This is a genomic window from Sedimentitalea sp. (genome assembly GCF_039973035.1).
Taxonomy (GTDB): domain Bacteria; phylum Pseudomonadota; class Alphaproteobacteria; order Rhodobacterales; family Rhodobacteraceae; genus Sedimentitalea.
Genome location: NZ_JBDWLR010000085.1, coordinates 15,532 through 39,206, shown reverse-complemented (window position 1 = coordinate 39,206; position 23,675 = coordinate 15,532). Strand labels below are relative to the sequence as shown.

Annotated in this window: 29 protein-coding genes; 14 read left to right on the top strand and 15 right to left on the bottom strand. The window is 59.6% G+C overall.

Going from position 1 to position 23,675, the window contains the following annotated elements:
• Nucleotides 1-20: 20 nt before the first annotated feature.
• The 3 genes from ABJO75_RS20790 to ABJO75_RS20780 all read right to left on the bottom strand — a co-directional run bounded on the left by ABJO75_RS20790 (nucleotide 21) and on the right by ABJO75_RS20780 (nucleotide 3,161).
• On the bottom strand, nucleotides 21-992 hold the full coding sequence (locus ABJO75_RS20790) for a DMT family transporter (RefSeq protein WP_348133698.1): 972 nt from the start codon (nucleotides 990-992) through the stop codon (nucleotides 21-23).
• 89 nt (nucleotides 993-1,081) lie between these two features.
• Nucleotides 1,082-2,188 (bottom strand): 3-isopropylmalate dehydrogenase, encoded by a 1,107-nt coding sequence (leuB, locus tag ABJO75_RS20785; RefSeq protein WP_348133696.1) that lies wholly within the window; start codon nucleotides 2,186-2,188, stop codon nucleotides 1,082-1,084.
• An 82-nt stretch (nucleotides 2,189-2,270) separates the two neighbouring features.
• Nucleotides 2,271-3,161 (bottom strand): LysR family transcriptional regulator, encoded by an 891-nt coding sequence (locus ABJO75_RS20780; RefSeq protein WP_348133693.1) that lies wholly within the window; start codon nucleotides 3,159-3,161, stop codon nucleotides 2,271-2,273.
• 98 nt (nucleotides 3,162-3,259) lie between these two features.
• Between ABJO75_RS20780 and ABJO75_RS20775 the strand changes: the two genes are divergently transcribed.
• Nucleotides 3,260-4,168: a sugar nucleotide-binding protein gene (locus tag ABJO75_RS20775; protein WP_348133691.1), complete on the top strand. Its 909-nt coding sequence runs from the start codon at nucleotides 3,260-3,262 to the stop codon at nucleotides 4,166-4,168.
• Here ABJO75_RS20775 and ABJO75_RS20770 read toward each other — a convergent pair.
• From ABJO75_RS20770 to ABJO75_RS20745, 6 genes are all read right to left on the bottom strand, one after another.
• Nucleotides 4,118-5,212: an endonuclease/exonuclease/phosphatase family protein gene (locus ABJO75_RS20770; RefSeq protein ID WP_348133688.1), complete on the bottom strand. Its 1,095-nt coding sequence runs from the start codon at nucleotides 5,210-5,212 to the stop codon at nucleotides 4,118-4,120. The genes ABJO75_RS20775 and ABJO75_RS20770 overlap by 51 nt on opposite strands.
• Complete coding sequence (locus tag ABJO75_RS20765; RefSeq protein ID WP_348133685.1) at nucleotides 5,209-6,042, bottom strand: hypothetical protein; 834 nt, start codon at nucleotides 6,040-6,042, stop codon at nucleotides 5,209-5,211. Before ABJO75_RS20765 ends, ABJO75_RS20770 begins: the two co-directional genes overlap by 4 nt.
• A gap of 312 nt (nucleotides 6,043-6,354) precedes the next feature.
• Nucleotides 6,355-6,960, bottom strand: coding sequence for a 3-isopropylmalate dehydratase small subunit (gene leuD / locus ABJO75_RS20760; protein ID WP_348133682.1), 606 nt, complete (start codon nucleotides 6,958-6,960; stop codon nucleotides 6,355-6,357).
• 42 nt (nucleotides 6,961-7,002) lie between these two features.
• A complete protein-coding gene (locus ABJO75_RS20755) occupies nucleotides 7,003-7,557 on the bottom strand; it encodes a DUF308 domain-containing protein (RefSeq protein WP_348133679.1) in 555 nt (184 codons plus the stop codon).
• A 34-nt stretch (nucleotides 7,558-7,591) separates the two neighbouring features.
• The gene (gene leuC, locus ABJO75_RS20750) at nucleotides 7,592-8,995 is read right to left on the bottom strand and encodes a 3-isopropylmalate dehydratase large subunit (RefSeq protein WP_348133676.1); all 1,404 of its coding nucleotides are present in this window, start codon (nucleotides 8,993-8,995) and stop codon (nucleotides 7,592-7,594) included.
• A gap of 52 nt (nucleotides 8,996-9,047) precedes the next feature.
• On the bottom strand, nucleotides 9,048-9,167 hold the full coding sequence (locus ABJO75_RS20745) for an isopropylmalate isomerase (protein WP_348133674.1): 120 nt from the start codon (nucleotides 9,165-9,167) through the stop codon (nucleotides 9,048-9,050).
• Nucleotides 9,168-9,382: 215 nt separating this feature from the next.
• On the opposite strand from ABJO75_RS20745, the gene ABJO75_RS20740 reads away from it, so the two are divergent.
• From ABJO75_RS20740 to rlmH, 3 genes are all read left to right on the top strand, one after another.
• Complete coding sequence (locus ABJO75_RS20740; protein ID WP_348133978.1) at nucleotides 9,383-10,654, top strand: mechanosensitive ion channel domain-containing protein; 1,272 nt, start codon at nucleotides 9,383-9,385, stop codon at nucleotides 10,652-10,654.
• 162 nt (nucleotides 10,655-10,816) lie between these two features.
• On the top strand, nucleotides 10,817-11,179 hold the full coding sequence (gene rsfS, locus ABJO75_RS20735; protein ID WP_348133671.1) for a ribosome silencing factor: 363 nt from the start codon (nucleotides 10,817-10,819) through the stop codon (nucleotides 11,177-11,179).
• 35 nt (nucleotides 11,180-11,214) lie between these two features.
• Nucleotides 11,215-11,685, top strand: coding sequence for a 23S rRNA (pseudouridine(1915)-N(3))-methyltransferase RlmH (rlmH, locus tag ABJO75_RS20730; RefSeq protein ID WP_348133669.1), 471 nt, complete (start codon nucleotides 11,215-11,217; stop codon nucleotides 11,683-11,685).
• A 25-nt stretch (nucleotides 11,686-11,710) separates the two neighbouring features.
• Here the strand turns inward: rlmH and ABJO75_RS20725 are convergent, their stop codons facing one another.
• Complete coding sequence (locus ABJO75_RS20725) at nucleotides 11,711-12,070, bottom strand: hypothetical protein (RefSeq protein WP_348133666.1); 360 nt, start codon at nucleotides 12,068-12,070, stop codon at nucleotides 11,711-11,713.
• 175 nt (nucleotides 12,071-12,245) lie between these two features.
• Here ABJO75_RS20725 and ABJO75_RS20720 point away from each other — a divergent pair, with 175 nt between their 5' ends.
• The 6 genes from ABJO75_RS20720 (at nucleotide 12,246) to ABJO75_RS20695 (ending at nucleotide 17,202) form a co-directional block, all read left to right on the top strand.
• Nucleotides 12,246-13,193: an aspartate carbamoyltransferase catalytic subunit gene (locus ABJO75_RS20720; RefSeq protein ID WP_348133663.1), complete on the top strand. Its 948-nt coding sequence runs from the start codon at nucleotides 12,246-12,248 to the stop codon at nucleotides 13,191-13,193.
• A complete protein-coding gene (locus ABJO75_RS20715; RefSeq protein ID WP_348133660.1) occupies nucleotides 13,190-13,711 on the top strand; it encodes a hypothetical protein in 522 nt (173 codons plus the stop codon). The genes ABJO75_RS20720 and ABJO75_RS20715 overlap by 4 nt, the downstream gene beginning before the upstream one ends.
• Complete coding sequence (locus ABJO75_RS20710) at nucleotides 13,708-14,097, top strand: hypothetical protein (RefSeq protein WP_348133658.1); 390 nt, start codon at nucleotides 13,708-13,710, stop codon at nucleotides 14,095-14,097. The genes ABJO75_RS20715 and ABJO75_RS20710 overlap by 4 nt, the downstream gene beginning before the upstream one ends.
• Nucleotides 14,094-15,374 carry a dihydroorotase gene (gene pyrC / locus ABJO75_RS20705; protein WP_348133655.1) on the top strand — a complete coding sequence of 427 codons (1,281 nt, stop codon included), beginning with the start codon at nucleotides 14,094-14,096 and terminating at the stop codon, nucleotides 15,372-15,374. The genes ABJO75_RS20710 and pyrC overlap by 4 nt, the downstream gene beginning before the upstream one ends.
• Nucleotides 15,374-15,982, top strand: coding sequence for a glycerol-3-phosphate 1-O-acyltransferase PlsY (gene plsY, locus ABJO75_RS20700; protein ID WP_348133652.1), 609 nt, complete (start codon nucleotides 15,374-15,376; stop codon nucleotides 15,980-15,982). Before pyrC ends, plsY begins: the two co-directional genes overlap by 1 nt.
• A 92-nt stretch (nucleotides 15,983-16,074) precedes the next feature.
• Entirely contained in the window at nucleotides 16,075-17,202 is a 1,128-nt protein-coding gene (locus ABJO75_RS20695) for a beta-ketoacyl-ACP synthase III (protein WP_348133649.1), read from the top strand.
• Here ABJO75_RS20695 and ABJO75_RS20690 read toward each other — a convergent pair.
• A complete protein-coding gene (locus ABJO75_RS20690) occupies nucleotides 17,199-17,660 on the bottom strand; it encodes a hypothetical protein (protein ID WP_348133647.1) in 462 nt (153 codons plus the stop codon). The two genes, ABJO75_RS20695 and ABJO75_RS20690, sit on opposite strands and share 4 nt — an antisense overlap.
• A gap of 328 nt (nucleotides 17,661-17,988) precedes the next feature.
• On the opposite strand from ABJO75_RS20690, the gene ABJO75_RS20685 reads away from it, so the two are divergent.
• The gene (locus tag ABJO75_RS20685) at nucleotides 17,989-18,579 is read left to right on the top strand and encodes a thymidine kinase (RefSeq protein WP_348133644.1); all 591 of its coding nucleotides are present in this window, start codon (nucleotides 17,989-17,991) and stop codon (nucleotides 18,577-18,579) included.
• A 15-nt stretch (nucleotides 18,580-18,594) separates the two neighbouring features.
• Here the strand turns inward: ABJO75_RS20685 and ABJO75_RS20680 are convergent, their stop codons facing one another.
• The 4 genes from ABJO75_RS20680 to ABJO75_RS20665 form a co-directional block, all read right to left on the bottom strand.
• Nucleotides 18,595-18,933, bottom strand: coding sequence for a tRNA-binding protein (locus ABJO75_RS20680; RefSeq protein WP_348133641.1), 339 nt, complete (start codon nucleotides 18,931-18,933; stop codon nucleotides 18,595-18,597).
• Complete coding sequence (proC, locus tag ABJO75_RS20675) at nucleotides 18,926-19,741, bottom strand: pyrroline-5-carboxylate reductase (RefSeq protein WP_348133639.1); 816 nt, start codon at nucleotides 19,739-19,741, stop codon at nucleotides 18,926-18,928. The genes ABJO75_RS20680 and proC overlap by 8 nt, the downstream gene beginning before the upstream one ends.
• Before the next feature lie 35 nt (nucleotides 19,742-19,776).
• Nucleotides 19,777-20,277, bottom strand: coding sequence for a YbjN domain-containing protein (locus ABJO75_RS20670; RefSeq protein ID WP_348133636.1), 501 nt, complete (start codon nucleotides 20,275-20,277; stop codon nucleotides 19,777-19,779).
• Nucleotides 20,278-20,575: 298 nt separating this feature from the next.
• Nucleotides 20,576-20,824 carry an accessory factor UbiK family protein gene (locus ABJO75_RS20665; protein WP_348133633.1) on the bottom strand — a complete coding sequence of 83 codons (249 nt, stop codon included), beginning with the start codon at nucleotides 20,822-20,824 and terminating at the stop codon, nucleotides 20,576-20,578.
• 93 nt (nucleotides 20,825-20,917) lie between these two features.
• Here ABJO75_RS20665 and lgt point away from each other — a divergent pair, with 93 nt between their 5' ends.
• Genes lgt through pgeF form a run of 3 tightly spaced genes read left to right on the top strand, consistent with a single transcriptional unit; the run spans nucleotide 20,918 to nucleotide 23,612 of the window.
• Nucleotides 20,918-21,796, top strand: coding sequence for a prolipoprotein diacylglyceryl transferase (lgt, locus tag ABJO75_RS20660; protein ID WP_348133630.1), 879 nt, complete (start codon nucleotides 20,918-20,920; stop codon nucleotides 21,794-21,796).
• Nucleotides 21,793-22,860 (top strand): SAM-dependent methyltransferase, encoded by a 1,068-nt coding sequence (locus ABJO75_RS20655; RefSeq protein ID WP_348133628.1) that lies wholly within the window; start codon nucleotides 21,793-21,795, stop codon nucleotides 22,858-22,860. The genes lgt and ABJO75_RS20655 overlap by 4 nt, the downstream gene beginning before the upstream one ends.
• Complete coding sequence (gene pgeF, locus ABJO75_RS20650) at nucleotides 22,857-23,612, top strand: peptidoglycan editing factor PgeF (protein WP_348133625.1); 756 nt, start codon at nucleotides 22,857-22,859, stop codon at nucleotides 23,610-23,612. Before ABJO75_RS20655 ends, pgeF begins: the two co-directional genes overlap by 4 nt.
• The last annotated feature ends 63 nt before the right edge of the window (nucleotides 23,613-23,675 follow it).

Sequence of the window (23,675 nt, the reverse complement as noted above, 5' to 3'; positions counted from 1 at the left end):
TCAGGATTTGGCAAGACCAATCATTTGCGCCTTTTCATGACCCTTGACAAAGCCCCCACCCGCAGGCCAGCCATCAAGCCGGTGCGGGTCTTGGTTTCAAGGACGGGACGGTTTTGCGAACGGCTGCCATGGGACTCGCGGCGGAGAATATAGAGACCGCTTGCGGTGATAATAGCAGTCCCGACATAGGTCATCGCATCGGGATATTCACCAAACAGCATGGCCCCGAACAGCGCGGCCCACAGGATTTGCGAGTACTGCATTGGTGCGACGATGGCGGCATCGGCACGCCGATAGGCGGTTACCATGCAGGACATCGCCAGCAACACCAGGACTGCGACAATCGCGAGCGCCCCGAAATCCGCAATCGGCATCGGGCGGTACACAAATGGCAATGCGACACCCATCATCAGGAAACTTGTCAGCATCGGATAGAGCACCATCAACACGGCGCGTTCGTCATTGCCGATCTTGCGCACAACGATCGAGTTCAAGGCCCCTGCGACCGCCGCCACAAGCGCAGCAGAATGCCCAAGGCTCAGTTCTGTTGATCCCGGGCGCAGGACTACAAGAACACCGGCCAGCCCGACAACAACGGCCAAACCTCTGTGCACGCCGACCTTTTCACCCAACAGCGGAACCGAGAGAACGGTAATCAAGAGCGGCGTTGCAAACAGCACCGCGTAAACCTGCGCCAATGGGATCAGCGAGAATGCGAAAAACGCGCTCACCGCAGCAACCACCGCGGAAACGCTGCGCACGAACATCCACCAAGGATGCACCGGGCGCAGCGTCCCGGGGACATTGTCGCCAATCAGCAAGGCCGTCATCAGCGGAAATGTGAGCAGCGCACTGAAAAAGGCGATCTGGATAGGGGAATAGACACCACCGAGATATTTGATGATGACGTCATGCGACGCAAAAATCGCGAACCCCAGCAGACCGAACAGGGCACCGGACAGGTTTCTCGATTGGGGCTGCTCGTTGGACAAGAGGCGGTTCGCCTTTCGGAAATCCGCCGACCCGATTGGCGGCGCGGTCTCGGGAAGTGCACGCGGAGGCTGGCCCCGCGTGCAGGATATCAGAGGCTTGCGTCCAGTGCGGCCAAAATCGCGTCGCCCATTTGCTCGGTGCTGACCGGCTCGACGCCGTCTTCTCCGATCAGATCGGCGGTGCGCAGGCCATCAGCCAATACTTTTTCCACGGCATTTTCGATGCGCTCGGCTTCTTCGCCCTGATCAAAGGAATACCGCAGTGCCATGGCAAAGCTGAGGATACAGGCGATCGGATTGGCCTTGCCCTGTCCGGCGATGTCGGGCGCGGACCCGTGCACCGGTTCATACAAGGCCTTGGGGCGGCCATTGGCCATCGGTGCGCCGAGTGACGCAGAGGGCAACATGCCAAGCGAACCGGTCAACATTGCAGCGGCATCCGACAGCAGATCACCAAACAGGTTGTCGGTGACGATCACGTCAAACTGCTTGGGCCAGCGGCACAACTGCATGGCGCCAGCATCCGCATACATATGCGAGAGCTCGACATCGGGGTAATCCTCGTCGTGCACCTTTTGCACGACTTCGCGCCACAGGATGCCGGATTCCATGACGTTGGCCTTCTCCATCGAGCAGACCTTGTTGTTGCGCCGACGGGCCAGTTCAAACGCCGAGCGGGCCACGCGGTCGATTTCACTTTCGGTGTAACGTTGCGTGTTGATGCCGACGCGTTCGTTGCCTTCGTGGATGATGCCACGGGGCTCGCCGAAATAGATGCCGCTGGTCAGTTCGCGCACGATCATGATATCCAGTCCTGCGACCACGTCCCGCTTGAGCGAGCTGAAATCCGCAAGGGCATCAAAGCACTGAGCCGGGCGCAGGTTGGCAAAAAGGTCCATTTCCTTGCGCAGGCGCAGCAAGCCGCGCTCTGGCTTTACGCTGAAATCGAGCGCGTCGTAATTGGGGCCGCCGACTGCGCCCAACAGAACTGCATCAACTTCCATTGCCTTGGCCATTGTGTCGTCATGCAGGGGGCTGCCATGCTTGTCATAGGCCGCACCGCCGACCAGATCCTCGGACACGTCAAACGCCAGGCCACGCTTGGCTCCGAACCAATCAATGACCCGGTTTACCTGGGTCATGACCTCGGGGCCGATACCGTCACCGGCAAGGATAAGAAGCGAGGGGTTGGACATGCGGGCTCTCCTGAATTTTCCTTGCCTGCCCCTACCGTGCGCAACCCACCGGGTCAATAAGTCGCGCGTATGAGGGATCGCCTCAGGCCTGCGCCAGCCCCGAGGCCAAAAGATCCCACACCCGGCGCAGACGCGGGGTCTGGCGCATGGCCTGATGCGCCGTCAACCAGACTGGAAGGGAGGGCATGGCGAAGCCCAGATCAATCTGCTCGACAGTCGGATCTGCGCGCGCAACACCGACCTGCGAGAATCCGACGCCACAGCCCGCACGCAAGAGTTCCCAATAGGTCGCCTGATTATCGCAACGCATGGCAAAGTCTTCGCGCCGCACTGTCCAGCCCATTTCGCTCATCGTGCGCAGGATCAGATCATTGCGGTCGTAACCGATAAGATCGCACTTCAGCAGGTCCTCGGCGGTCTTCGGACGCCCCACACGATCCAGATAACTGCACGCCGCAAACACGCCCAGTTCAAGGTCGGCAACATGACGCGCTACGAGGTCGAGTTGCGTTGGCCGGTACATACGGATCGCTATGTCGGCCTCTCGAAACAGTAGGTTCTCGGTTGTGTCTGATGGTATTAGGTCGAGCTGTATCGCTGGCTCCGCCTCGCGGATCTCGGCCATAATTGGCGGAAGAAGATGGTGCGAGGCAAAGACGCTGGCCGTGATCCTGACGGTCCCCTCAAGCTGTTTGGATTGCCCCGCAGCCGCGAGGGTCATCGCCTGCATCGCGCTTTGCATCTGCCGCGCCATCGGAACAAGGCCCGCCCCAGCATCACTCAGCGCAAAGCCACGTGCGTGCCGGGTAAAAAGCTCGACGCTCAATTCGCTCTCAAGCGCCTGAATTTGCCGCCCCAAAGTCGGCTGGCTACACCCCAAGAGCCGCGCACCCGCTGACAGAGACCCTGTGTCGGCGACGGCAAGGAAGCTTTGGACCAGTGACCAGTCTTTGAGTTTGGGGGGCAAATCCATACACTTATGAATACCATATCGTCACATTTTGGCAATATCTACACTGATGATGAATGGATATCTCTTTCAATGACACAGCATTCAATCAGGAGATCACCATGACCCAAACCGCATTGATACTTGGCGCAACCGGCCGCTTTGGCCGCAATGCCGCCGAGCAGTTTGCCGCTGCCGGATGGGTGGTTCGTGAATTTGACCGCTCGCGCGATGATCTGATGACCTCGGCACGCGGCGCCGATGTGATCGTGAACGGCTGGAACCCGGCCTACACGGATTGGGCAGAGCAGGTTCCCGAACTTCATGCGCGGGTGATCAAAGCTGCGAGACAGACCGGTGCCACCGTGATCCTGCCAGGCAATGTCTATGTCTTTGGTCCGGACACCCCTGCCCCGTGGACAGCGGCATCGGACCACGGCGCGAAAAATCCCCTTGGCCGCATAAGGATACAAATGGAACAGGCCTACCGGCAGTCCGGTGTGCGTACCATCCTGCTGCGCGGTGGCGACTTTATCGACACTCAAAACTCAGGCAATTGGTTTGACAAGGTCCTGATCAAATCCCTCGCAAAGGGCAGGTTCACCTATCCCGGCAATCCGGACATTCCCCACGCCTGGGCCTATCTGCCCGACTACTGCCGGGCCATTGTCCAACTTGCAGAGCGGCGCGAAACGTTATCGGCATTCACCGACATTCCATTTCCGGGATACACGATGACTGGCCGCGAAATGGCAGAGATCCTCGAACGGGTTTCACCGGGTCCGGTGCGCCTGGGCAAGATGTCATGGCTGCCCTTGATCCTCGCCCAGCCATTCTGGCGTCTGGCCGGATGTCTGCTTGAGATGCAGTACGTATGGAATACGCCACACTGGCTGGACCGGGCCGACTTTGACCGGGTTTTGCCGGGCTTTCAGACCACTCCGGTGCGCGAGGCACTGGCATCCGCTGTGTCCCTGCCGTCAATCGAACAGCAGATCAACCCAAACCAGACGGTGACGGCTGGCAGCTAGGACATCGTCATGACCCGGTTCGTCCGGCGCGGGCCAGTAAACGCCCGCGTCGGCGACGACCAGTTGCGTGGAGGGCAGAACATAATCCACCCGGAATCGTCCGATGCCGTCCCAATCAACGGTGTCGAGCGCGTTCTGGCTGATGTGGCCCTGATCTGGCATCGCTGCCGCTCCAGCGCTCGCAGGTTTCGGGTCCTGCAATCGAGGGTCCCGCAACAGCGCGCGGATCGCTTGGGTTCTTCCATCGCTGTCCTGCGGATCCAGGTTGGTATCTCCGGCGAGCACGAACCTTTCGGGCGGGTCGCCGTATTCACCATCCAGTATCGCACGCCAGAGCAGAATTTCGTCGTGGTTGCGACGGCCGTTACGGTCTTCGGGCCCGTCAAACACCGGCGGGCTTGCATGGAAGGTCATCAGGGACAGAACGCTGCCGTCCGGCAAGTCGATTGGAACGATCCAATGCGCTATACTTGAAAGCCTCTGAATCGCTTGCGCCTCTTCAGAGGGAAAGGGTTTTCCGTCCTCATAAGTTGGCAATTGAGCATCGGGAATATCTTGCCAAAGCAGGCTGCTGAAGTCTTGAACTTGTTCGGTTCGGATAGGATATCGCGAGAGCACCGCAAGCCCGCTCTGTCCGGTGAAATCTCCGAACCCCTGCGCGTCACCGGGGCCACCCAACTGCCCGTCGCCGTCCAGATCCAGTTCGGTCGCCATCCCGGAATTGGGTTGCGCCGCAAAACGGTAGGGATAGGGCACACCACTCGCCGCGAGCAGATCGGCCAACGCGCCCAAAGCGGCACCATCAAAATCCCAATCGACCCCCTGAAGCGCAAGAATATCCGGAGAGGTTTGTTCGATCACACGCACAACCGCCTCGATCTGATCGGATTTTTCTCGCATGAGATCGCGCAACAGCAGGCCGGGGCCGTCACCTTGCAATTCGGCGTTGAACGTGGCGACGCGCAGGGTTTCGCCCCAGACCGGAGGCGACAGACCAACCAAGGAAGCCACGCAAAGCGCGAGCGCCCGAAGCGTCGCCATCATAGCAGATGCACAGGCTCGGAATCTTGCGAGGCGCGGCGGCGTTTTTCCTCTATCAGTTCGGCAATGCGCATCATGGCGATCCCCCGCATGATCATGCTCGCTGGCAGAAAGGCCCATGCGCTGATCGTCCAGATCATCGTTTGCGGATGGTTCAGCGTTATCGGATCAATCAGGTCGGATGCCATTCTGACCAAGGTCGGAATGAGAAACGGCAGCAGAATCCCAAGGACCGCGTTGATCCGCCCATCGCGCTGCAGGCGATGCACGACATCTCCACCCGTCGTCGGATCAAAACGCGGCAGGTTCACCCAGACGTTGAACGCCCCGTGCCGGGTCGGCCAGCCAAAGAGCCGCACCGAACCCAGAAATGCCAGCACGCTGATCAGCGCAATCGCATAGGCAACGCCGGCGGCATCGCGCACCCGTTCCATGATCACGACCGAAGTGTTGTCGGGCAACATCCCGATGACCAACCGAACCGGTGAATAGGGAAAGTCGCTGTAATGCCCGACGACCTGCCCAATCCCGTTAAAAATCGCGGTGATGGCAGTGGGCTCGTAAGCGTTCTTGGTCGCTAGAGTCAGCACAAGAACCATCATAAGCAGAGCGATATAACGCAAGCGGTTCAGCGGCGGGGCATCGCGAAATTCAACGATGCTGGGAAAGTTCGTGTAATATTCGGCGAATGTCAGACCTGCCCCAACAATGGCAAGCAAAGCGACGATTTCTGTCGCGTCGGTCATATACCCGGGCAACAACAACGATGGTGCCGCGATTATCAGGGCCACCAGAATTCCGCGCGTGAATGCTCCGGCAATCCGTCTAAACACTGGCTCTTTCCCTTCAAACTGGACCGACAGCGATACTCGCCCGTGCCGCATTACCAACTTGAACCGCAAAACTTGCGGGTGGCACGGCGCCCCTCGCGTCATTACTGCGCAAGAGGGGACAATCGCTCAAGCCTATGTCGCAATGAACTGTGCAATGGGGCGAAAACAGCGGCGAACTGGTGCCGGTTTGCATCAATTTGACCCAACAGCAATCACAATCTATGCGTGTGCACGCGGACGCCGGGCCCTGAACGTAATCGGGCCACGCAGAGTGCGCGGCCCGTAAAGTTACGTGACGTTGATCAGCTTGGATCAGACCCAGGGACGCTCCATCGCGTTCCGGGATTCGTAAGTATCAATCGACGATACCTTTTCCATCGTCAGGCCGATGTCGTCCAAACCCTCAAGCAGGCAGTGTTTCTTAAACGAGTCGACCTCGAACGCAAAGCTCTCGCCATCCGACGTGGTGACAGTCTGCGCCTCAAGATCAATGGTCATCCGTGCATTTGCACCCTTTTCCGCGTCCTTCATCAGAACGTCGACGACCTCTTGCGGCAGGGCAATTGGCAGAATCCCGTTCTTGAAGCAGTTGTTGAAAAAGATGTCGGCAAAGCCGGGCGCGATCACGCAGCGGATCCCGAAATCCTTGATCGCCCATGGCGCGTGTTCCCGAGAACTGCCACAGCCGAAATTGTCGCCAGCAACCAGAACTTCGGCGTCGCGATACTGTGGTTTGTTCAGCACAAAGTCAGGCAGTTCGTTGCCGTCGTCGTCATACCGCATCTCGTCAAACAGATTGACGCCCAAACCCGATCGCTTGATCGTTTTGAGAAATTGCTTGGGGATGATCATATCCGTATCGATATTGATCATCGGCATCGGTGCCGCGATCCCCGTGATTGTCGTGAACTTATCCATATTCGTCTCCGTAGGGCGAAACGCATGTCACCCCGGTTGGTTCTACTTGTCGAATTTCGCCTGAAGCTTGTCTTTGATGGCGCCCTTTGCGGTGCGCAAAAAGAACGCAAGCGCGATCAAACCCGCACCGTTGAACAGCAGTTCGATCCCAAGCAGAAGGCCCAGCAGGCTGGGTGCGACCGCCGCGAAGTTGGCGAAAATATAGCCTGCCAGCAGCACCGACAGCGCGCCCGACAGCAGCATCGGCCAGAAGAATGGCGTCTCGCGCATCTGGAACGACGTGATCACACGGGCGACCCCACTGGCGGCAAACAGGATTGCAACCAACAGCGTCAACGAAATCACACCTTCCAGCGGATGCCAGATCAGCGACAGGCCCAACAGCAGCATCAAGACACCAAGCCCAATGCCGACAAACTTGCCCCAAGCGCCCTCTTCGCCAAACCCGGCAAACAATTGAATGCCGCCAGTCAGCATGAACATGATCCCCGCCAGCACCGTAACGCTGATCGACGCTGCTACCGGATTGGCGAGCACAAAGAGGCCAAAAGCGATCGAGACGATTCCGAGGATGAGCCACTTTACCCAAGTCTTCATATCAGTATTCCTTCATAGGTTGTATGCGCCGACGTTACATCAACTCTCTTATGTCTGTCAGGTGTCCCGTTATCGCCGCTGCGGCGGCCATTGCCGGGCTCAGCAGATGCGTGCGTCCGCCGCGCCCCTGCCGGCCTTCAAAGTTGCGGTTGCTGGTTGCCGCACAGCGTTCGCCGGGGGCCAACTGATCCGGGTTCATGGCGAGACACATGGAACAGCCCGCAAGGCGCCATTCAAAGCCGGCGTCCTTGAAAACATCGGCAAGCCCCTCTTCCTCGGCCTGCGCCCGGACAAGACCGGATCCCGGCACGACCATCGCCCGCAACCCGTCCTTGATCTTTTTGCCGCGCAGAATCTCTGCGGCAGCGCGAAGATCTTCGATCCGCCCGTTGGTGCAGGATCCGATGAACACTGTATCAATTTCGATCTCGCTCAGCGGCATACCGGGTGTCAGACCCATATAGTCAAGAGAGCGTTGCGCTGCCTCGACCTTGCCGCCCTTGAAATCGGTCGGGCTGGGCACTGTCGCGGTGATCGGCAGGACGTCCTCGGGGCTGGTGCCCCATGTGACGACTGGCGCGATATCTTCGCCTTTGATGGTGATGACCTTGTCCCAATGCGCGTCGTCATCGGAATATAAGGTTTTCCACCATGCCATCGCCGATTCCCACTGCGCAGCCTTGGGCGCGTGGGGGCGGCCCTTGCAGTATTCAAACGTCTTTTCATCCGGTGCGATCAGTCCCGCACGGGCGCCGCCTTCGATTGCCATGTTACAGACGGTCATGCGGCCTTCCATCGAAAGATCGCGGATCGCTTCACCACAATACTCGATGACATAGCCGGTGCCGCCCGCTGTGCCGGTTTCACCGATGACGGACAGGGTGATGTCCTTTGCGGTGACGCCAGGGCGCAGCTTGCCGGTGATTTCCACCTTCATGTTCTTGGATTTCTTTTGAATCAGCGTCTGCGTCGCAAGAACATGCTCCACTTCGGACGTGCCGATCCCGTGCGCCAGCGCGCCAAACGCGCCGTGGGTCGCCGTATGGCTGTCACCGCACACCACAGTCATTCCCGGCAGCGTCCACCCCTGTTCAGGACCGACGATATGCACGATCCCCTGACGCACATCGCTGACCGGATAATAGTGGATGTCAAAATCCCTGGAGTTCTTGTCGAGCGCCTCGACCTGAATACGGCTTTCTTCGTTGTCGATGCCCTGTTCACGATCCAGCGTCGTGGGGACGTTGTGATCCGGTACAGCGATGGTCTTGTCCGGCGCGCGTACGGTGCGGTTGGTCATCCGCAGCCCTTCAAAGGCTTGCGGGCTTGTCACCTCGTGAACGAGGTGGCGGTCGATATAGAGAAGGGTGGTGCCATCTTCGGCCTCGTGGGCGACATGGGCATCCCAGATCTTGTCATAGAGCGTTTTGGGGGACATGGGTCCTCTCCCGTTTCTTGGAAATTGAACAGCGTGAGAAAATGCGCGCGGACTATAGCCGCGCCAGCACCGTGCGGGTTGCGCCAAAGAACCGCTCGCGCAGGCGAAGCCGGTCCTGAAGGTCAAGTCTTGGCGTTACAGAAGAAATCATGCCGATCAGATACAGGCGCAATTAGATTCATTCAAGGTTGATCATGCGGATCGCCAATGTCGCATGGGCAGCCACCGGCCTTGCCTGTGCAGACACGCTTGCGCGTTTGTTTGTGTCATGCAAGCCTGTGCCTAAAGAGGAGCGGCATGGACCCGGTTACCGAAGTCACCAATACCCTCATCCAGACTATACTGCTCTATTTCGGGCAGGCCCGCGAGACCGCCGTCTGGTTCCTCATGCCCGGTTGGCGCCTCTACCAAATTCTGATCATTCTCGGTCTCATTGCGCTTGCATGGCTTTTCAAAGCCCTGACCGAGCCCAAGCTGCAAAATTGGGCACGTGCACGCGAGGGATGGCCGAAATGGCGACTTCGCCTGCTCGTGCAGGTGCGCCGCCGGATGCTCCTGGTGTGGTTCTCGCTGCTTGCCGGGCTGGTTTACATCGTGATGCAACATGTCACATGGCCCTCGCGCAGTTATCTGATCGGGCTGGCTGCGACCCTTTCAACGGTCTGGCTCTCTATCGGGCTGGCCGCCCAACTGGTCCGCAACCGGTCACTCCGGAACATCCTGCGATGGTTTCTCTGGATCTACGCGACGCTCTACTTCCTGAACGCGCTTGACGAAATTACCGCCTTTCTCGACCGGCTCGCCATCGAATTTGGCGAAACGCGGGTCTCGGCGCTTTCGGTCATCTCGGCCCTGGTCATTCTGGGAATTTTGCTTGCGGGTGCCCGCCTGTTGACACGCATGTTCACCGCAAATGTCCGCAAAAACCGGGACATTTCCCCGTCGATGCAGGAACTGACGACCAAAGGCGTACAGCTTTTACTCTATGGGCTCGCGATCTATATCGGGGCACAGGCCATCGGATTTGACCTGACCGGGTTGGCGTTTCTTTACGGTATCATCGGTGTTGGCCTTGGGTTCGGCCTGCAAAAGGTGGTGTCAAACCTAGTGTCCGGCCTGATCATCCTGCTGGATAAATCGATCAAACCGGGCGACGTGATTTCGCTTGGGGATACGTTTGGTTGGATCGATTCACTCAGCGCGCGATATGTATCGGTGGTGACGCGGGAGGGGCTGGAATATCTGATCCCGAACGAGGACCTGATAGCCAATCAAGTTGTCAACTGGACTCACTCCAACCAGCTGGTACGCCTCGATATCTATTTCGGGACGGCCTATGACGATGATCCACACAAGGTGCGGGCGTTGGCGATCGAGGCCGCATCCGGTGTAAAGCGTGTTCTCGTACAGCCCAACACGCCGGTGTGTCATATTGTCGGGTTTGGCGACAGCAGTGTGGATTACATCCTGCGGTTCTGGATCGGGGATCCGACCGCCGGGCTGACCAACGTGCGGGGAAATGTCTATCTGGCGCTCTGGGATATCTTCAAGGAAAACAACATCTCGATCCCATTCCCGCAACGAGAGGTCCGGACGCTGAACGACCCCGAGGCCGACGGGCCCGCGCACGTCATAACCAGCGATGGCGCAACCGGGTGACACCTTCCGATCATTGCACCGCTGCCAATTGAAAAGAGACGCTCGGGTTGCTATTTTAGATGCAGCCCCAGCGTCGGGGGTCTGTCGGCGCGCCAGAAGGAGGACAATGTCCTGTCAATCCATGCTGAAGCGGGTTTTCCCGCTGACGATCGGGCCGGAATCATGACGGCCCAGACCCAGCCAACAAGCGAAGCGCTGTTGGCGCGTATCCTTACATCACTTGACGACGACAAGGCGGAAGACGTTGTGCAAATTGATCTGCGCGGCAAGACCGAGATCGGCGACTATATGGTCGTGGCCTCGGGACGCTCGACGCGTCAGGTGTCGTCCATGGCCGAAAAACTGACCGACCGACTCAAGCAAGAGTTCGGCCGGAGCAGCAAGGTCGAAGGCAAGGATACCGGGGACTGGGTTCTGATCGACACCGGCGATGTAATCGTGCATATCTTCCGTCCCGAAGTGCGGGATTTCTATCAGTTGGAAAAAATGTGGCTGCCCTCGGGCGGTACGGCAACCGCCAACTGAATGCAGATTGCCGGTAACCCGGCTGGAAAGATGCTGTGCGCATAACGATTTGTGCGGTCGGTCGACTAAAGACCGGACCGGAAAAGACACTGATTGACGATTACCTGACGCGGTTTGATCGAACCGGTCGCGCGCTGGCCCTTGGCCCTGCACAGATCATCGAGATTGACGAAAGAAAAGGCGGCGGGATGAGCGGCGAGGCAGACCTGCTGCGCCGCGCCCTGCCCGATGGGTCCCTGATCTGCACCATGGACGAGCGCGGACGAACCCTGTCATCGCCCAGTTTTGCAAAACGGCTGGCCGGGTGGCGCGACGATGGCTGCCGCGACCTCGCGCTGTTGATCGGCGGCGCGGATGGGCTGGACCCGTCGTTGCGCGCTCAAACCGATTTCAGCCTGTCGTTCGGCGCGATGGTCTGGCCCCACATGCTTGTCCGCGTGATGCTGAGCGAACAACTCTATCGCGCGGCCAACATCCTGGCGGGCGGGCCCTATCACAGGGCGTGATTCAACTACCGCGAATCGAATCAGGTTACGGCAGCGTCACGACGGTGGTTTGATCAGACCATCCGTCGACGAGGCACCTCGCCTGTATCTGCACTTGTGTGGTCCCGCTCGGCACCGTGACACCACCAAGCGAGCGGGTGAACGGCTGTTCCTCGACATGCGGATGATACAATACCCGCATCCCCAGTTCGTTCCCGTCCATATCAAGCACCCGCCACCCGTCGGCATAATGCTCCCAGCCGGTATCCGGATGGGACAGGGTGACATCAAAGGTCAGCCCGCCTGCCCCACCGCGTACGGTCACGTTCTCGATCACGGGGGCATCGGCACCCGCTGACAGAGGGATGAGGCAAAGGGCGGCGCAGAGCAGGCGTTGAATAATCATGTCGCAAGATTAGACGGTGCTGCCATCCGTGGAAATCCCAAAATAACCGCGCGTTGCCTTCCGCAACCAGTTCCGGGGCCATCCTGACGCACTGGGCGGGGAATTCTCCCGTCCCCGCCGCTTGCCCGTGCCTCTCCTCCTACCTATAAGGCTTCTGCCAACATGCGGAGCGCCTATGTCCTTTGACCATCGCCACCTGCTGGGTATCGAACAACTCGGCCCGCTCGATATCACCACCATTCTTGATCTCGCCGAAGATTACGTGACGTTGAACCGCGGCCCGGCAAAGCACTCTGACGTTCTCGCCGGGCTGACGCAGATCAACATGTTTTTTGAGAATTCGACCCGCACGCAGGCGAGCTTTGAGATTGCAGGCAAGCGGCTTGGGGCCGATGTAATGAACATGGCGATGCAGGCCAGTTCGATCAAAAAAGGCGAAACCCTGATTGATACGGCACTCACGCTGAACGCCATGCATCCCGACCTGCTGGTGGTGCGTCACCCGCAATCCGGTGCGGTCGATCTATTGGCGCAAAAGGTCAATTGCGCGGTGCTTAACGCGGGCGACGGTCGCCACGAGCACCCGACACAGGCGCTCTTGGATGCGCTGACCATCCGACGGGCCAAGGGGCGGCTGCACCGTCTGTCGATCGCCATCTGTGGCGACATTGCACATTCACGCGTGGCGCGATCCAACATCCTACTGTTGGGCAAGATGGAAAACCGCATCCGCCTGATCGGTCCGCCGACCCTGATGCCCGCGCAGATCGACGCATTTGGCGTCGAGGTGTTTGACGACATGGAAAAGGGCCTCGCCGATGTCGATGTGGTTATGATGCTCAGGCTTCAACGCGAACGGATGGATGGCGGTTTTATACCGTCCGAGCGGGAATATTATCATCGCTTCGGGCTTGATGCCGACAAACTTACGCTGGCCAAACCCGACGCCATCGTCATGCATCCCGGCCCGATGAACCGCGGTGTCGAAATTGACGGGACACTGGCGGATGACATCAATCGCTCGGTCATTCAGGATCAGGTCGAGATGGGCGTCGCCGTCCGCATGGCCGCTATGGAACTGTTGGCCCGCAACCTGCGCAGCGCAAGGACGGATGCAGCATGAACCTTACCCTTCCCGAAAACGAAACCGGCGTGCTGCGCTTGTTTTCGCTGAACATGCCGCCCGAACAGGTGAAATTCCTGCGCGAACCCGGCGCGCTTGACGATGTGCTGGGCGTCACCGGGGTGGACATCGACCATGTCGAGATCTTTCCGGTCAGTGATCTGGATGAACTCGGCCTGCCCGGCTACCTGAATCAAGGCCACGCCATCCCCGCCGACCAGATCGACCCCGTCCTTGCCGACACCACCGGCAACGTGCTGATCGTGCACAGCCGCGCCCTGGGCGGCCGTGCCGCAACTCTGAAACCTGCCGCCACGCTAGTCCCGCTTGGCACCTACTCTGCCACCCCCACCAACTGGACCTCGCAGCCCGAAGCCACCCCCGAAAGCGCCAAACGCCGCAGCGGATCGCCGCAATCGCCACGCGCCGCCCGCACCGGTGCCCGGCGAATCGGCGGCGGCATCTTTCTTGCGGTCATGCTGTTGGTCGTGTTCGTGATCTACCTCGTGATCCGATGACCGAAACGCCCATCCGCTTCACCGCCGACCGACAGGCCTACATTCAGAACCACATAACTCTGGCCGCTGTGGCGATGGCACTGGCCATGTTCATACTGTGGATGATGGGCAGCCCCCATGTCTGGACCGGCGCAATCGCCGGCCTCGCCGGGATCACGGCGCGGGGCTGGTTCCTTGCATCCGAACAACTTGCCGAGGTTTGGGAAATCACAGGTGATACCCTGATCGGTCCCGGCGGTCGTCGCGTCCCCCTCGATCAGATCGAAACCCTGCGCAGCATGACCTCTTTTGTGCAGGTCATCACCAAAGGTGGCGACAAGCACCTGATCAAATACCAGGCTGACCTCGCTGCCACCATAGCGACCATCGAAAGGCATCGCCGATGACCGCCCAACTCTACACAAACGCACGCCTCATCGACCCCGAGGCCCGAACCGATAGTCTCGGTGCCCTGCTCGTTCGCGATGGCCGCATTGTGGCCTCAGGACCTGAAGTCGCGGTGCCTGAGGACGCGGAACCGATTGATTGCGGCGGCAAATGCCTCGCCCCGGGCATCGTCGATATCGGCGTCAAGGTTTGTGAACCCGGAGAGCGGCACAAGGAAAGCTATCGCTCTGCCGGGCTTGCGGCGGCGGCGGGCGGTGTCACCACCATGGTCACCCGGCCGGATACCGTGCCGACCATCGACAGCCCGGAAACGCTCGAATTCGTCACCCGCCGCGCCAACGAGGCGGCTCCGGTCAACGTGTTGCCGATGGCGGCGCTGACCAAGGGGCGTGAAGGCCGTGAAATGACCGAAATCGGCTTTCTCATGGATGCAGGCGCGGTGGCCTTCACCGATTGCGATCACATCGTGCAAAACACCAAGGTTTTCTCGCGCGCACTGACCTATGCCCGCAGCCTTGGCGCATTGGTCATTGCCCATCCACAGGAGCCCGGACTTTCCGCCGGGGCCTGTGTCACCTCTGGAAAGTTCGCCTCGCTGCGCGGATTGCCTGCGGTGTCGCCCATGGCCGAACGGATGGGGCTGGATCGCGACATTGCGCTGCTGGAGATGACCGGTGCGCGGTATCACGCGGATCAGATCACCACCGCCCGCGCTCTGCCCGCGCTGGAGCGCGCCCGCAAGAACGGGCTGGACATCACCGCGGGGGTCAGCATCCACCACCTGACGCTGAATGAACTTGACGTTGCGGACTATCGGACCTTCTTCAAGGTCAAACCGCCGCTGCGATCTGAGGATGACCGCCTCGCCGTGATCGACGCGGTTCGCACCGGCCTGATCGACATCATCAGTTCGATGCACACCCCGCAAGACGAAGAGAGCAAGCGCCTGCCCTTTGAAGAAGCTGCCAGCGGCGCAGTTGCCCTTGAAACTCTGCTGCCTGCTGCGATGCGTCTTTACCATGCGGATCATCTCGACCTGCCAGCGTTGTTTGCGGCGCTTTCGCTGAACCCCGCGCGGCGGCTTGGGCTTGACTGCGGGCGGCTTGCTCCCGGTGCGCCCGCCGATCTGGTGCTGTTTGACCCCGATGTGCCCTTTGTACTCGACCGCGCGACGCTGCAATCGAAATCCCGCAACACACCGTTTGACGGGCAACGGATGCAAGGTAGGGTCCTCGCAACCTATGTTGCCGGAAGCCCGGTCTATCGGAGAGCCTGATGCCCGTCCTTGATTCCTCAATCGCACAGTTGATCCTGTGGGCGCTCGTCGGTTACGGGCTTGGCTCGATCCCGTTTGGCATGGTCCTCGCGCGCCTCATGGGTCTGGGCAATCTGCGGGATATCGGCTCGGGCAACATCGGTGCCACCAATGTTCTGCGCACCGGGAACAAGACCGCAGCCGCCCTGACTGTGCTGCTCGACGGCGGCAAGGGGGCCGTCGCGGTCCTGCTGGCCCGTGCCTTTGCACCAGAGGACTCGGTGCAAGTCGCAGCACTCGCCGCGATGCTGGGGCATTGCTATCCCGTCTGGCTCGGCTTTCGCGGCGGCAAGGGGGTTGCCACATTCATTGGCATCTGGCTGGCATTGGCATGGCCGGTCGGGCTGGCCTGTTGCGCGCTCTGGCTCGCTGCGGCGGCTGTAACACGCATTTCCTCTATGGGGGCGTTGGTTGCCGCCGCAGGGTCGACCCTGTGCGCAGTGTTTCTCGGCTATGGCACAACGTTGATCTTTGGCGGGCTGGTCACGATCCTTGTGTTCTGGCGGCACCGCGAAAACATCGTCAGGATCCGTGCAGGCACCGAAAGCCGGATAGGCCAAAAAGGCTGAGCGCAGCCGCCCAAACTGGCCCCATTTTGTCGCACCTCTTGCTCCGGCACATCGGCATAGCTAAGTTCTTCTGAACCCAGAAGGACGCCAACGTGACAAACACACCCGCAATCACCGGAACCGGCCTGTTCACTCCGGAGCAGACCATCTCCAACGCGGAACTGGTCAAGGCGTTCAATGCCTATGCCGACCTGTTCAATGCCGAAAACGCCAAAGCCATCGCCGCTGGCACGATCGACGCCAAGGATCACTCCAGCGAAGAGTTCATCTTTAAGGCATCAGGCATCGAGCAACGGTATGTGATCGACAAATCCGGCATTCTCGACCCGACCGTCATGCATCCGCTGCTGCGCCAGCGCAGCGATGATGAACCCTCGCTGATGGCCGAGATGGGCGTAGATGCCGCCGAAAAGGCACTCGCCGCTGCAGGTCGCACCGCCAGCGACGTCGATCTGGTGATCTGCGCCGCCTCAAACATGGAACGTGCCTATCCCGCCATCGCGGTTGAGATCCAGAAGCTTCTCGGGGTTCAGGGCTTTGCCTTCGACATGAATGTCGCCTGCAGTTCCGCCACATTTGGCATCCAGACCGCCGCCGACATGGTTCGCGCTGGTTCGATCCGGTCGGCATTGGTGGTCAATCCAGAAATTTGTTCAGCGCATCTGGAATGGCGTGACCGCGATTGTCACTTTATCTTTGGCGATGTCGCCACCGCCACGTTGATTGAACGCGCCGAAGACGCAAACGGCGCGTATTTCGAGATCAAATCAACCCGCTGCGCCACCGAATTTTCAAACAACATCCGCAACAACAACGGTTTTCTGCGCCGCTCGCGCCCGGACGGCGTCAAGGACCGCCGCGACATGCAGTTCATGCAGAACGGGCGCAAGGTGTTCAAGGAAGTGGTGCCGATGGTCAGCGAACATATCACCAATCACATTGCCGAGCATGGGGTTCAGGCCAACGATCTGAAACGCCTTTGGCTGCATCAGGCCAACAAGTCGATGAACGATTTCATCGGGCGCAAGGTGCTGGGCCGCGCCCCTGAACCGGGCGAGCAACCCAATATCCTACAGGATTACGCAAACACCTCGTCTGCGGGCTCGATCATCGCCTTCTCAAAGTATTCAGATGATCTGCAGGATGGCGAGCATGGCCTGATCTGCTCGTTCGGGGCCGGGTATTCTGTCGGGTCGGTCCTGCTGCAGCGCCACGTCTAGGCGCGCTGTTCCTCTTCGAGGTGTAGTTTCATATCGATCAGCACCTGTTGCAGCATCAGCGTTTCACGCAGCAAGCGCTTTGCCTCGTTGATGCTGATGACGCCATCTTCGATGGACTGCTGATACTCGGCCATCAGCATCGCAAACCGCTGACTTAACGCGATCACGTCATGGTTCACGCCCCCGCTCTCGGGCATGTTGGGGTGACGATCATCATAGGACAGAGTGATCTTTTTCAGATCTGCCAAGGCGCTGGTCACATGCGGAAAGGATGACTCGGCCTCAAGCTTGGCAACGGCGTCCACCGGAATGAAACGATCCGAATGCTCGTCATGTTCTGAATAATACCGACCAAGCGTGGCCTTGGACTTCCCCGTGATCTTGCATGCGGCTTCGATCCCGACATCCTTGATCAGGGATTCCGTGTGCTTTTTCAGGTAACCGCCGGCCTCATTCATTCAATTGTTCCCTGAACTGGTACGCATCTTGTTCCGTTGAGGGGGAAAGACAGAACTGTTTTCCCATAACGTGGTCTTAATCCAGATGTCATATATATTCCATACCTCTCAGCAGAAGAGGTAGCGGTACGAGTTTGCGCCTCAAGAGGCACTATTTAAAGAGTTGACCGCGGACCGCATCAAGTCCGCGGTCTTTGTCAGCGATATACGGTCAGTGTCCCTCCCTGCTGACCGTATACGCGCTGCGGCAAAACCATCCGATCTGAAATTGCGAAAAACACTCATTCCCCCGCTTCTAAGCCCCGGCAAAACGCGGTAGACGGCGGCAATGGCCAAGCTTTTCTTCAACTACTCGTCTATGAACGCAGGTAAATCGACGCTGCTGCTGCAGGCGTCGCACAACTACCGCGAACACGGCATGGACACCTATCTGTTGACCGCACGGGTCGATGATCGCGCTGGCGCCGGGCGCATTGCATCGCGCATCGGCATCGGGGCAGAGGCCGACATCTTTGCGCCCACCGATGATCTCTTTGCCATGATCAGCGTGCATCAAAAGCAAGGAACAATCGCCTGCGTCTTTGTGGATGAGGCACAGTTTCTGACCCACGAACAGGTCTGGCAACTGGCGCGTGTCGTTGATGATTTGAACGTGCCTGTGCTGTGTTATGGCTTGCGCGTCGATTTTCGGGGCGAGCTTTTTCCGGGGTCTGCGACGCTTTTGGCGCTGGCGGATGAAATGCGCGAGGTCCGGACCATCTGTCGCTGCGGGCGAAAGGCCACGATGGTCATCCGGCAGGATGCCGAGGGCCGTATCATCACCGAAGGTGCGCAGGTGCAGATCGGCGGCAACGAAACCTATGTGTCACTCTGTCGCCGCCACTGGCGCGAGGCTGTTGGCGACGTTGCGCCCAAGTAGCCGCGACGCCAATTTTCAGTGCACCTTTCCGCCAACCGGAACCTTGCCATCCGGCCCGATCAGGACGATCTCGCCCGCCTCATCCGGCAAGCCCAGCACCAGTACCTCGGACATGAACCGGCCGATTTGGCGTGGCGGAAAATTGACGACCGCCATCACCTGTTTGCCGATCAGCACCTCGGGCTGATAGTGGGCGGTGATCTGCGCAGAAGACTTGCGCTCACCAATCTCGCCACCGAAATCAATCCACAGCTTGATCGCCGGTTTGCGGGCCTCGGGATAGGGTTCAGCACGCAGGACCTTGCCGACGCGAATATCCACCTTCAGGAAATCATCAAACGAAATTTCAGCCATTTGCCAATTCTCTCGACCGGTCCGCAGCCGCAGCGACAGCCCGCTTTAGCAATGAGGGAAAGCCATTTTCCTCATTCATCAAAACTTCCAGCGCCGCCTGTGTCGTGCCATTCGGGCTTGTCACGTTAACACGCAATTGGCTTGGATCTTCGTCCGCCGCCTCTGCCAAGGCACCTGCCCCCGCAACCGTGGCTTTGGCAAGCTTCATCGCCATTTCGGCGGGCAATCCCTGCGCCTCGCCTGCCGCCGCCATCGTCTCGATCATGTGAAACACGTAAGCTGGGCCAGAACCGCTGACGCCGGTGACCGCATCGATCTGCGCTTCATTCTCGAGACGCACCGTCTGCCCAACCGCCGACAGCAACGCCTCGGCCAAATCAACATCACCCGCATTGGTGCTGGCATTGCCAATCATGGCGGTGATCCCGCGACCGACGGCAGCGGGCGTGTTCGGCATCGCGCGCACGATAGGCGATGCCGCCCCGAGTATCGCCTCAAACGCCGCAATCGTCGTTCCGGCCGCCACCGAAACGAACAACGTTCCACCACCGCCCTTGGCCGCGATGGCAGGTAACGCATCGCCCATCATTTGGGGTTTGACCGCGATCAGGATGATTGCGGGCTGCGCAGGGAGGTCGGTGTTCAGATGCACCCCCTGCGCTTTGACCCAGTCCGACGGATAAGGATCGAGCACCCAGACCGAACGTGCAGGCAACCCGCCATCCAGCCAGCCGGCCAGCATGGCCGACCCCATCTTGCCACAGCCCAGCAGGACCAGCCCGCGGTCCGCTACATCTTTCATATCCATGATTGCCCCTTACCCAACCGGTTCAGGGCAGAGGTTTACGCCCGGCCGTAGGCCTCCGCAATGGCGACTTGCATCGCTTCGCGCGGTGTGCGGTCGCCCCAGATCATCAGCTGTACCGCAGGATAGTACCGCTCGGCACTCAGGACCGCGGAGCTGATCATCGTATCAATCTGATCCGGCGATGCCATCTGCCCACCGGTCAGAACCAGACCATAGCGATAGACCATCAGCTTCTGTTCATTCCAGTAGGTAAAGGCGCCAGCCCAACACTGATCGTTCATCCGGTTGATCAACTCGTAAAGCGACGGCAGCTTTTCTTCCGGTGGTTCCAGTTCAAACGTACAGACCATGCGCAAGGTTTCGTCATAGGCAGACCAGGCAAGGGTGATGGAATAGGTGCGCCATTGCCCCTCGACGGCCATGGCGATCTGATCGTCGCCAATACGGTCAAAATCCCAATCATGATCGGACGCGATATGCTCGACGATGTCGATCGGGTGAATGTCGTCTTCCAGATACTGTTCGGAAAGGGCCATAATGCCACCTCACTGATCTCTAGCAGCGGGGGCGGTGTAGCGCCCCTAGCGCTAGCTGACTGCTCTACAAGCCGGGGCGATCCCCCGATCTCATACAATATATGGTGCGCTGCATGTGCTTCTCTGACAACCCCCTATTTTGGGGGGAGCCTCAATAAGTTGTGGACAGAATGCGCAACTGGCCAAAATATTGGCAGTAGCACTATATCACGGTCTCAGATCGCATAAGTTGGCAGAGTTCTGCGTCGCGTCCGACAAATGCCAGAATTCAAAGTGGCGCAGCAGCGCCGCCTTTGGGTCAGTCCCCGGCTTTTGCCTCAAGCGCGGCAATCCGTGCCGCGAGCGCGTCATTCTCTTCGCGCGCTTTTTGGGCCATCGCACGAACCGCATCAAACTCTTCACGGGTCACAAAGTCGCGATCAGCCAGCCACCGGTCCAGCAGCGATTTCATCGCCGTTTCAGCTTCGCCCTTTGCGCCTTGTGCGACGCCCATTGCGTTGGTCATCAGTTGCGAAATGTCGTCCAGGATCTTGTTGCGGGTTTGCATCTGTCTTCTCCGTATCGGGTTGCCCTCTATATGGGCAAGCAAAGCGTCGGCGACAAGGTTGACTTCGCCGCGCCCGCGCGGTCAGAAGGCGCCATGCAATTCCCCAACCTCTCTCCCGAACTGTTTTCGATCTCGATCTTTGGCATGGAACTGGCCCTGCGCTGGTATGCGCTGGCCTATATTGTCGGCATCCTGATCGCCTGGCGGCTGGCCGTGATGGCGGTCCGCCGCCCGGCCCTGTGGCCCGCCAATCAGGCACCGGCGACGCCGACGCAGATCGAGGATCTGCTGACATGGATCATTCTCGGCGTCATCCTCGGCGGGCGGCTTGGCTTTGTGCTGTTCTACCAGCCCGCCTATTACCTGCAGAACCCGCTCGAGATCCTAAAGGTCTGGCAAGGCGGCATGGCCTTTCATGGCGGCCTGCTGGGCGTGATTGTCGCAACTTGGCTCTATGCCGTCCGCCACAACATCCCGCGACTGGCCATCGCCGATCTCGTGGCGCATGTGGTGCCGCCCGGTCTGCTGTTGGGGCGGTTGGCAAATTTCATCAATGCTGAACTCTGGGGCCGCCCCACCGATCTGCCGTGGGGTGTAATCTTTCCCGGCATTGCGGCACAGGATTGTCCCGGCATCGAAGGGCTTTGCGCGCGGCACCCCTCGCAGCTCTACGAGGCGCTGCTTGAGGGTCTCATCCTCGGCGCGCTGCTCCTTTGGCTGGTCTACCGTCGCGGCGCGCTGAAACGGCCCGGCCTCGTCGCGGGGACATTCTTTGCCGGGTATGGTCTGGCCCGGTTCATCGTTGAATTCGCCCGTCAGCCAGATGCACAGTTTGCGTCTCCGGGCAATCCGCTGGGCCTTGCCTGGCAGGTCGGTGGCTATGGGCTGACCATGGGACAAACGCTGTGCCTGCCGATGATGGCGCTCGGTCTCTGGCTGATCATCCGCGCCCGGCAAACACCAACCGCATGAGCCTGAAGGACCAGATCCTTTCCCGCATCCGTGCCGACGGACCCATCAGCGTCGCAAGCTACATGAATGACTGCCTGCTGCATCCAACGCTGGGGTATTACGCCACCCGCGATCCGCTGGGTGCCAAGGGGGATTTCATCACCGCGCCCGAGATCAGCCAGATGTTCGGAGAGCTGATCGGCCTGTCTCTGGCGCAAGCGTGGATGGATCAGGGTAGCCCTGCCCCCTTCACCCTCGCCGAGCTTGGCCCCGGTCGCGGCACCCTCATGGCCGACTTGCTGCGGGCCACCCGCGCGGTCCCGGGTTTTCACGCCGCCGCGCATATCGCGTTTGTCGAACGCTCTCTGCCGCTGCGTGAATTACAGGGCAAGGCGCTGGCGAACCACGATCCGAGCTGGCACGAGGACATGGATGCGCTGCCCGATCAACCGCTCTTTCTGATCGCGAACGAGTTCTTTGATGCACTGCCGATCAGGCAATTCGTCCGCGCAGGCCCACACTGGCGTGAGCGCCGCGTCGGAGCGCCGGATGGCGATCTGATGATCGGCCTGACGGACCCCGCCCCATATCCCGCGCTTGACCATCGACTGAATGACACAAAGGACGGCGATCTGGTCGAGATCTGCCCCGCCGCAACGCCGGTCATCACTGCTCTGGCCCAGCGAATCGGCACGTACGGCGGTGCCGCCCTGATCATTGACTATGGCGACTGGCGTTCGCTTGGCGACACGCTGCAAGCCCTTCGCGCCCATAAGGCCGCCGATATTCTGAGCACCCCCGGTGACGCTGACCTGACCGCGCATGTGGATTTTGAAGCACTTGCAACCGTCGCCAACGCGGCGGGATGTGCCCATAGTCGTTTGACCACACAGGGGGTTTTTCTCGAACGGCTCGGCATCACCGCCCGTGCGCAAAGGCTGGCCAGCGTGGCAACGGGAGAGGCACAGGAAAATCTGATCACAGCGCATCGCAGGTTGACGCACCCCACGGAAATGGGAAACCTGTTCAAGACATTGGGTCTCTATCCCAAAACCGCCACACCGCCACCTGGACTGGAACCATGACACTGGAAATCCTGACAGCGGACAGCCTTTCCCCCCTGCGACACGGGTTCTTTACCCGGCGTGGCGGTGCGTCATCAGGCGTGTTTGCCGGATTGAACTGCGGCACTGGATCCAGCGATCAAGCAGATGTGGTTGCGATCAACCGCGGCCGCGTCGCCGATGCGCTTGGTGTTGCGCCAGACTCGCTGGTGTCAGTGAACCAAATCCACTCGCCAGATGTGGTCGAGGTAAACGCGCCATTGCACGACAAACCCCGCGCCGATGCGATGGTCACTGCGACGCCGGGGATTGCCCTGTCCATTCTGACTGCGGACTGTCAGCCCGTTCTTTTTGCCGATACCGAGGCTGGCGTCATTGGTGCCGCCCATGCCGGCTGGCGCGGAGCGCTCGACGGTGTGCTTGAGGCCACGCTTGATGCGATGGAGGCGCTTGGCGCGAAACGCGAGGAGACCAAGGCGGTCATCGGCCCCTCGATCAGCCAGCGCGCCTATGAAGTCGGCCCCGAGTTCATGGATGAGTTCATGGCAGACGACCCTGAGAACGCCCGGTTCTTTGCCAACGGCAATGGCGACCGGCTGCAATTTGATCTGCAGGGGTTTGGCCTGCATCGGCTGCGGCGTGCGGGCATTAATCAGGCCGAATGGACCCGGCACTGCACCTATTCCGATCAGAACCGCTTCTATTCCTATCGCCGCAGCGTACACAGCAAGGAAGCTGACTATGGCCGGTTGATTTCGGTTATCCGGCTTTAAAACGGGACCTGCGAGGCCTTCCAAATCCAATCTCGCGAATCAAAATCAGCCATGTTTGCGCTA

Bases quoted from the DNA above. Each gene is read 5' to 3' on its own strand.
- leuB (WP_348133696.1), bottom strand. From the start codon at position 2,188: ATGTCCAACCCCTCGCTTCTTATCCTTGCCGGTGACGGTATCGGCCCC.
- ABJO75_RS20780 (WP_348133693.1), bottom strand. From the start codon at position 3,161: ATGGATTTGCCCCCCAAACTCAAAGACTGGTCACTGGTCCAAAGCTTC.
- ABJO75_RS20775 (WP_348133691.1), top strand. From the start codon at position 3,260: ATGACCCAAACCGCATTGATACTTGGCGCAACCGGCCGCTTTGGCCGC.
- ABJO75_RS20770 (WP_348133688.1), bottom strand. From the start codon at position 5,212: ATGATGGCGACGCTTCGGGCGCTCGCGCTTTGCGTGGCTTCCTTGGTT.
- leuD (WP_348133682.1), bottom strand. From the start codon at position 6,960: ATGGATAAGTTCACGACAATCACGGGGATCGCGGCACCGATGCCGATG.
- ABJO75_RS20755 (WP_348133679.1), bottom strand. From the start codon at position 7,557: ATGAAGACTTGGGTAAAGTGGCTCATCCTCGGAATCGTCTCGATCGCT.
- leuC (WP_348133676.1), bottom strand. From the start codon at position 8,995: ATGTCCCCCAAAACGCTCTATGACAAGATCTGGGATGCCCATGTCGCC.
- ABJO75_RS20740 (WP_348133978.1), top strand. From the start codon at position 9,383: ATGCCCGGTTGGCGCCTCTACCAAATTCTGATCATTCTCGGTCTCATT.
- rsfS (WP_348133671.1), top strand. From the start codon at position 10,817: ATGACGGCCCAGACCCAGCCAACAAGCGAAGCGCTGTTGGCGCGTATC.
- ABJO75_RS20725 (WP_348133666.1), bottom strand. From the start codon at position 12,070: ATGATTATTCAACGCCTGCTCTGCGCCGCCCTTTGCCTCATCCCTCTG.
- ABJO75_RS20720 (WP_348133663.1), top strand. From the start codon at position 12,246: ATGTCCTTTGACCATCGCCACCTGCTGGGTATCGAACAACTCGGCCCG.
- ABJO75_RS20715 (WP_348133660.1), top strand. From the start codon at position 13,190: ATGAACCTTACCCTTCCCGAAAACGAAACCGGCGTGCTGCGCTTGTTT.
- ABJO75_RS20710 (WP_348133658.1), top strand. From the start codon at position 13,708: ATGACCGAAACGCCCATCCGCTTCACCGCCGACCGACAGGCCTACATT.
- pyrC (WP_348133655.1), top strand. From the start codon at position 14,094: ATGACCGCCCAACTCTACACAAACGCACGCCTCATCGACCCCGAGGCC.
- plsY (WP_348133652.1), top strand. From the start codon at position 15,374: ATGCCCGTCCTTGATTCCTCAATCGCACAGTTGATCCTGTGGGCGCTC.
- ABJO75_RS20690 (WP_348133647.1), bottom strand. From the start codon at position 17,660: ATGAATGAGGCCGGCGGTTACCTGAAAAAGCACACGGAATCCCTGATC.
- ABJO75_RS20685 (WP_348133644.1), top strand. From the start codon at position 17,989: ATGGCCAAGCTTTTCTTCAACTACTCGTCTATGAACGCAGGTAAATCG.
- ABJO75_RS20680 (WP_348133641.1), bottom strand. From the start codon at position 18,933: ATGGCTGAAATTTCGTTTGATGATTTCCTGAAGGTGGATATTCGCGTC.
- proC (WP_348133639.1), bottom strand. From the start codon at position 19,741: ATGGATATGAAAGATGTAGCGGACCGCGGGCTGGTCCTGCTGGGCTGT.
- ABJO75_RS20670 (WP_348133636.1), bottom strand. From the start codon at position 20,277: ATGGCCCTTTCCGAACAGTATCTGGAAGACGACATTCACCCGATCGAC.
- ABJO75_RS20665 (WP_348133633.1), bottom strand. From the start codon at position 20,824: ATGCAAACCCGCAACAAGATCCTGGACGACATTTCGCAACTGATGACC.
- lgt (WP_348133630.1), top strand. From the start codon at position 20,918: ATGCAATTCCCCAACCTCTCTCCCGAACTGTTTTCGATCTCGATCTTT.
- ABJO75_RS20655 (WP_348133628.1), top strand. From the start codon at position 21,793: ATGAGCCTGAAGGACCAGATCCTTTCCCGCATCCGTGCCGACGGACCC.
- pgeF (WP_348133625.1), top strand. From the start codon at position 22,857: ATGACACTGGAAATCCTGACAGCGGACAGCCTTTCCCCCCTGCGACAC.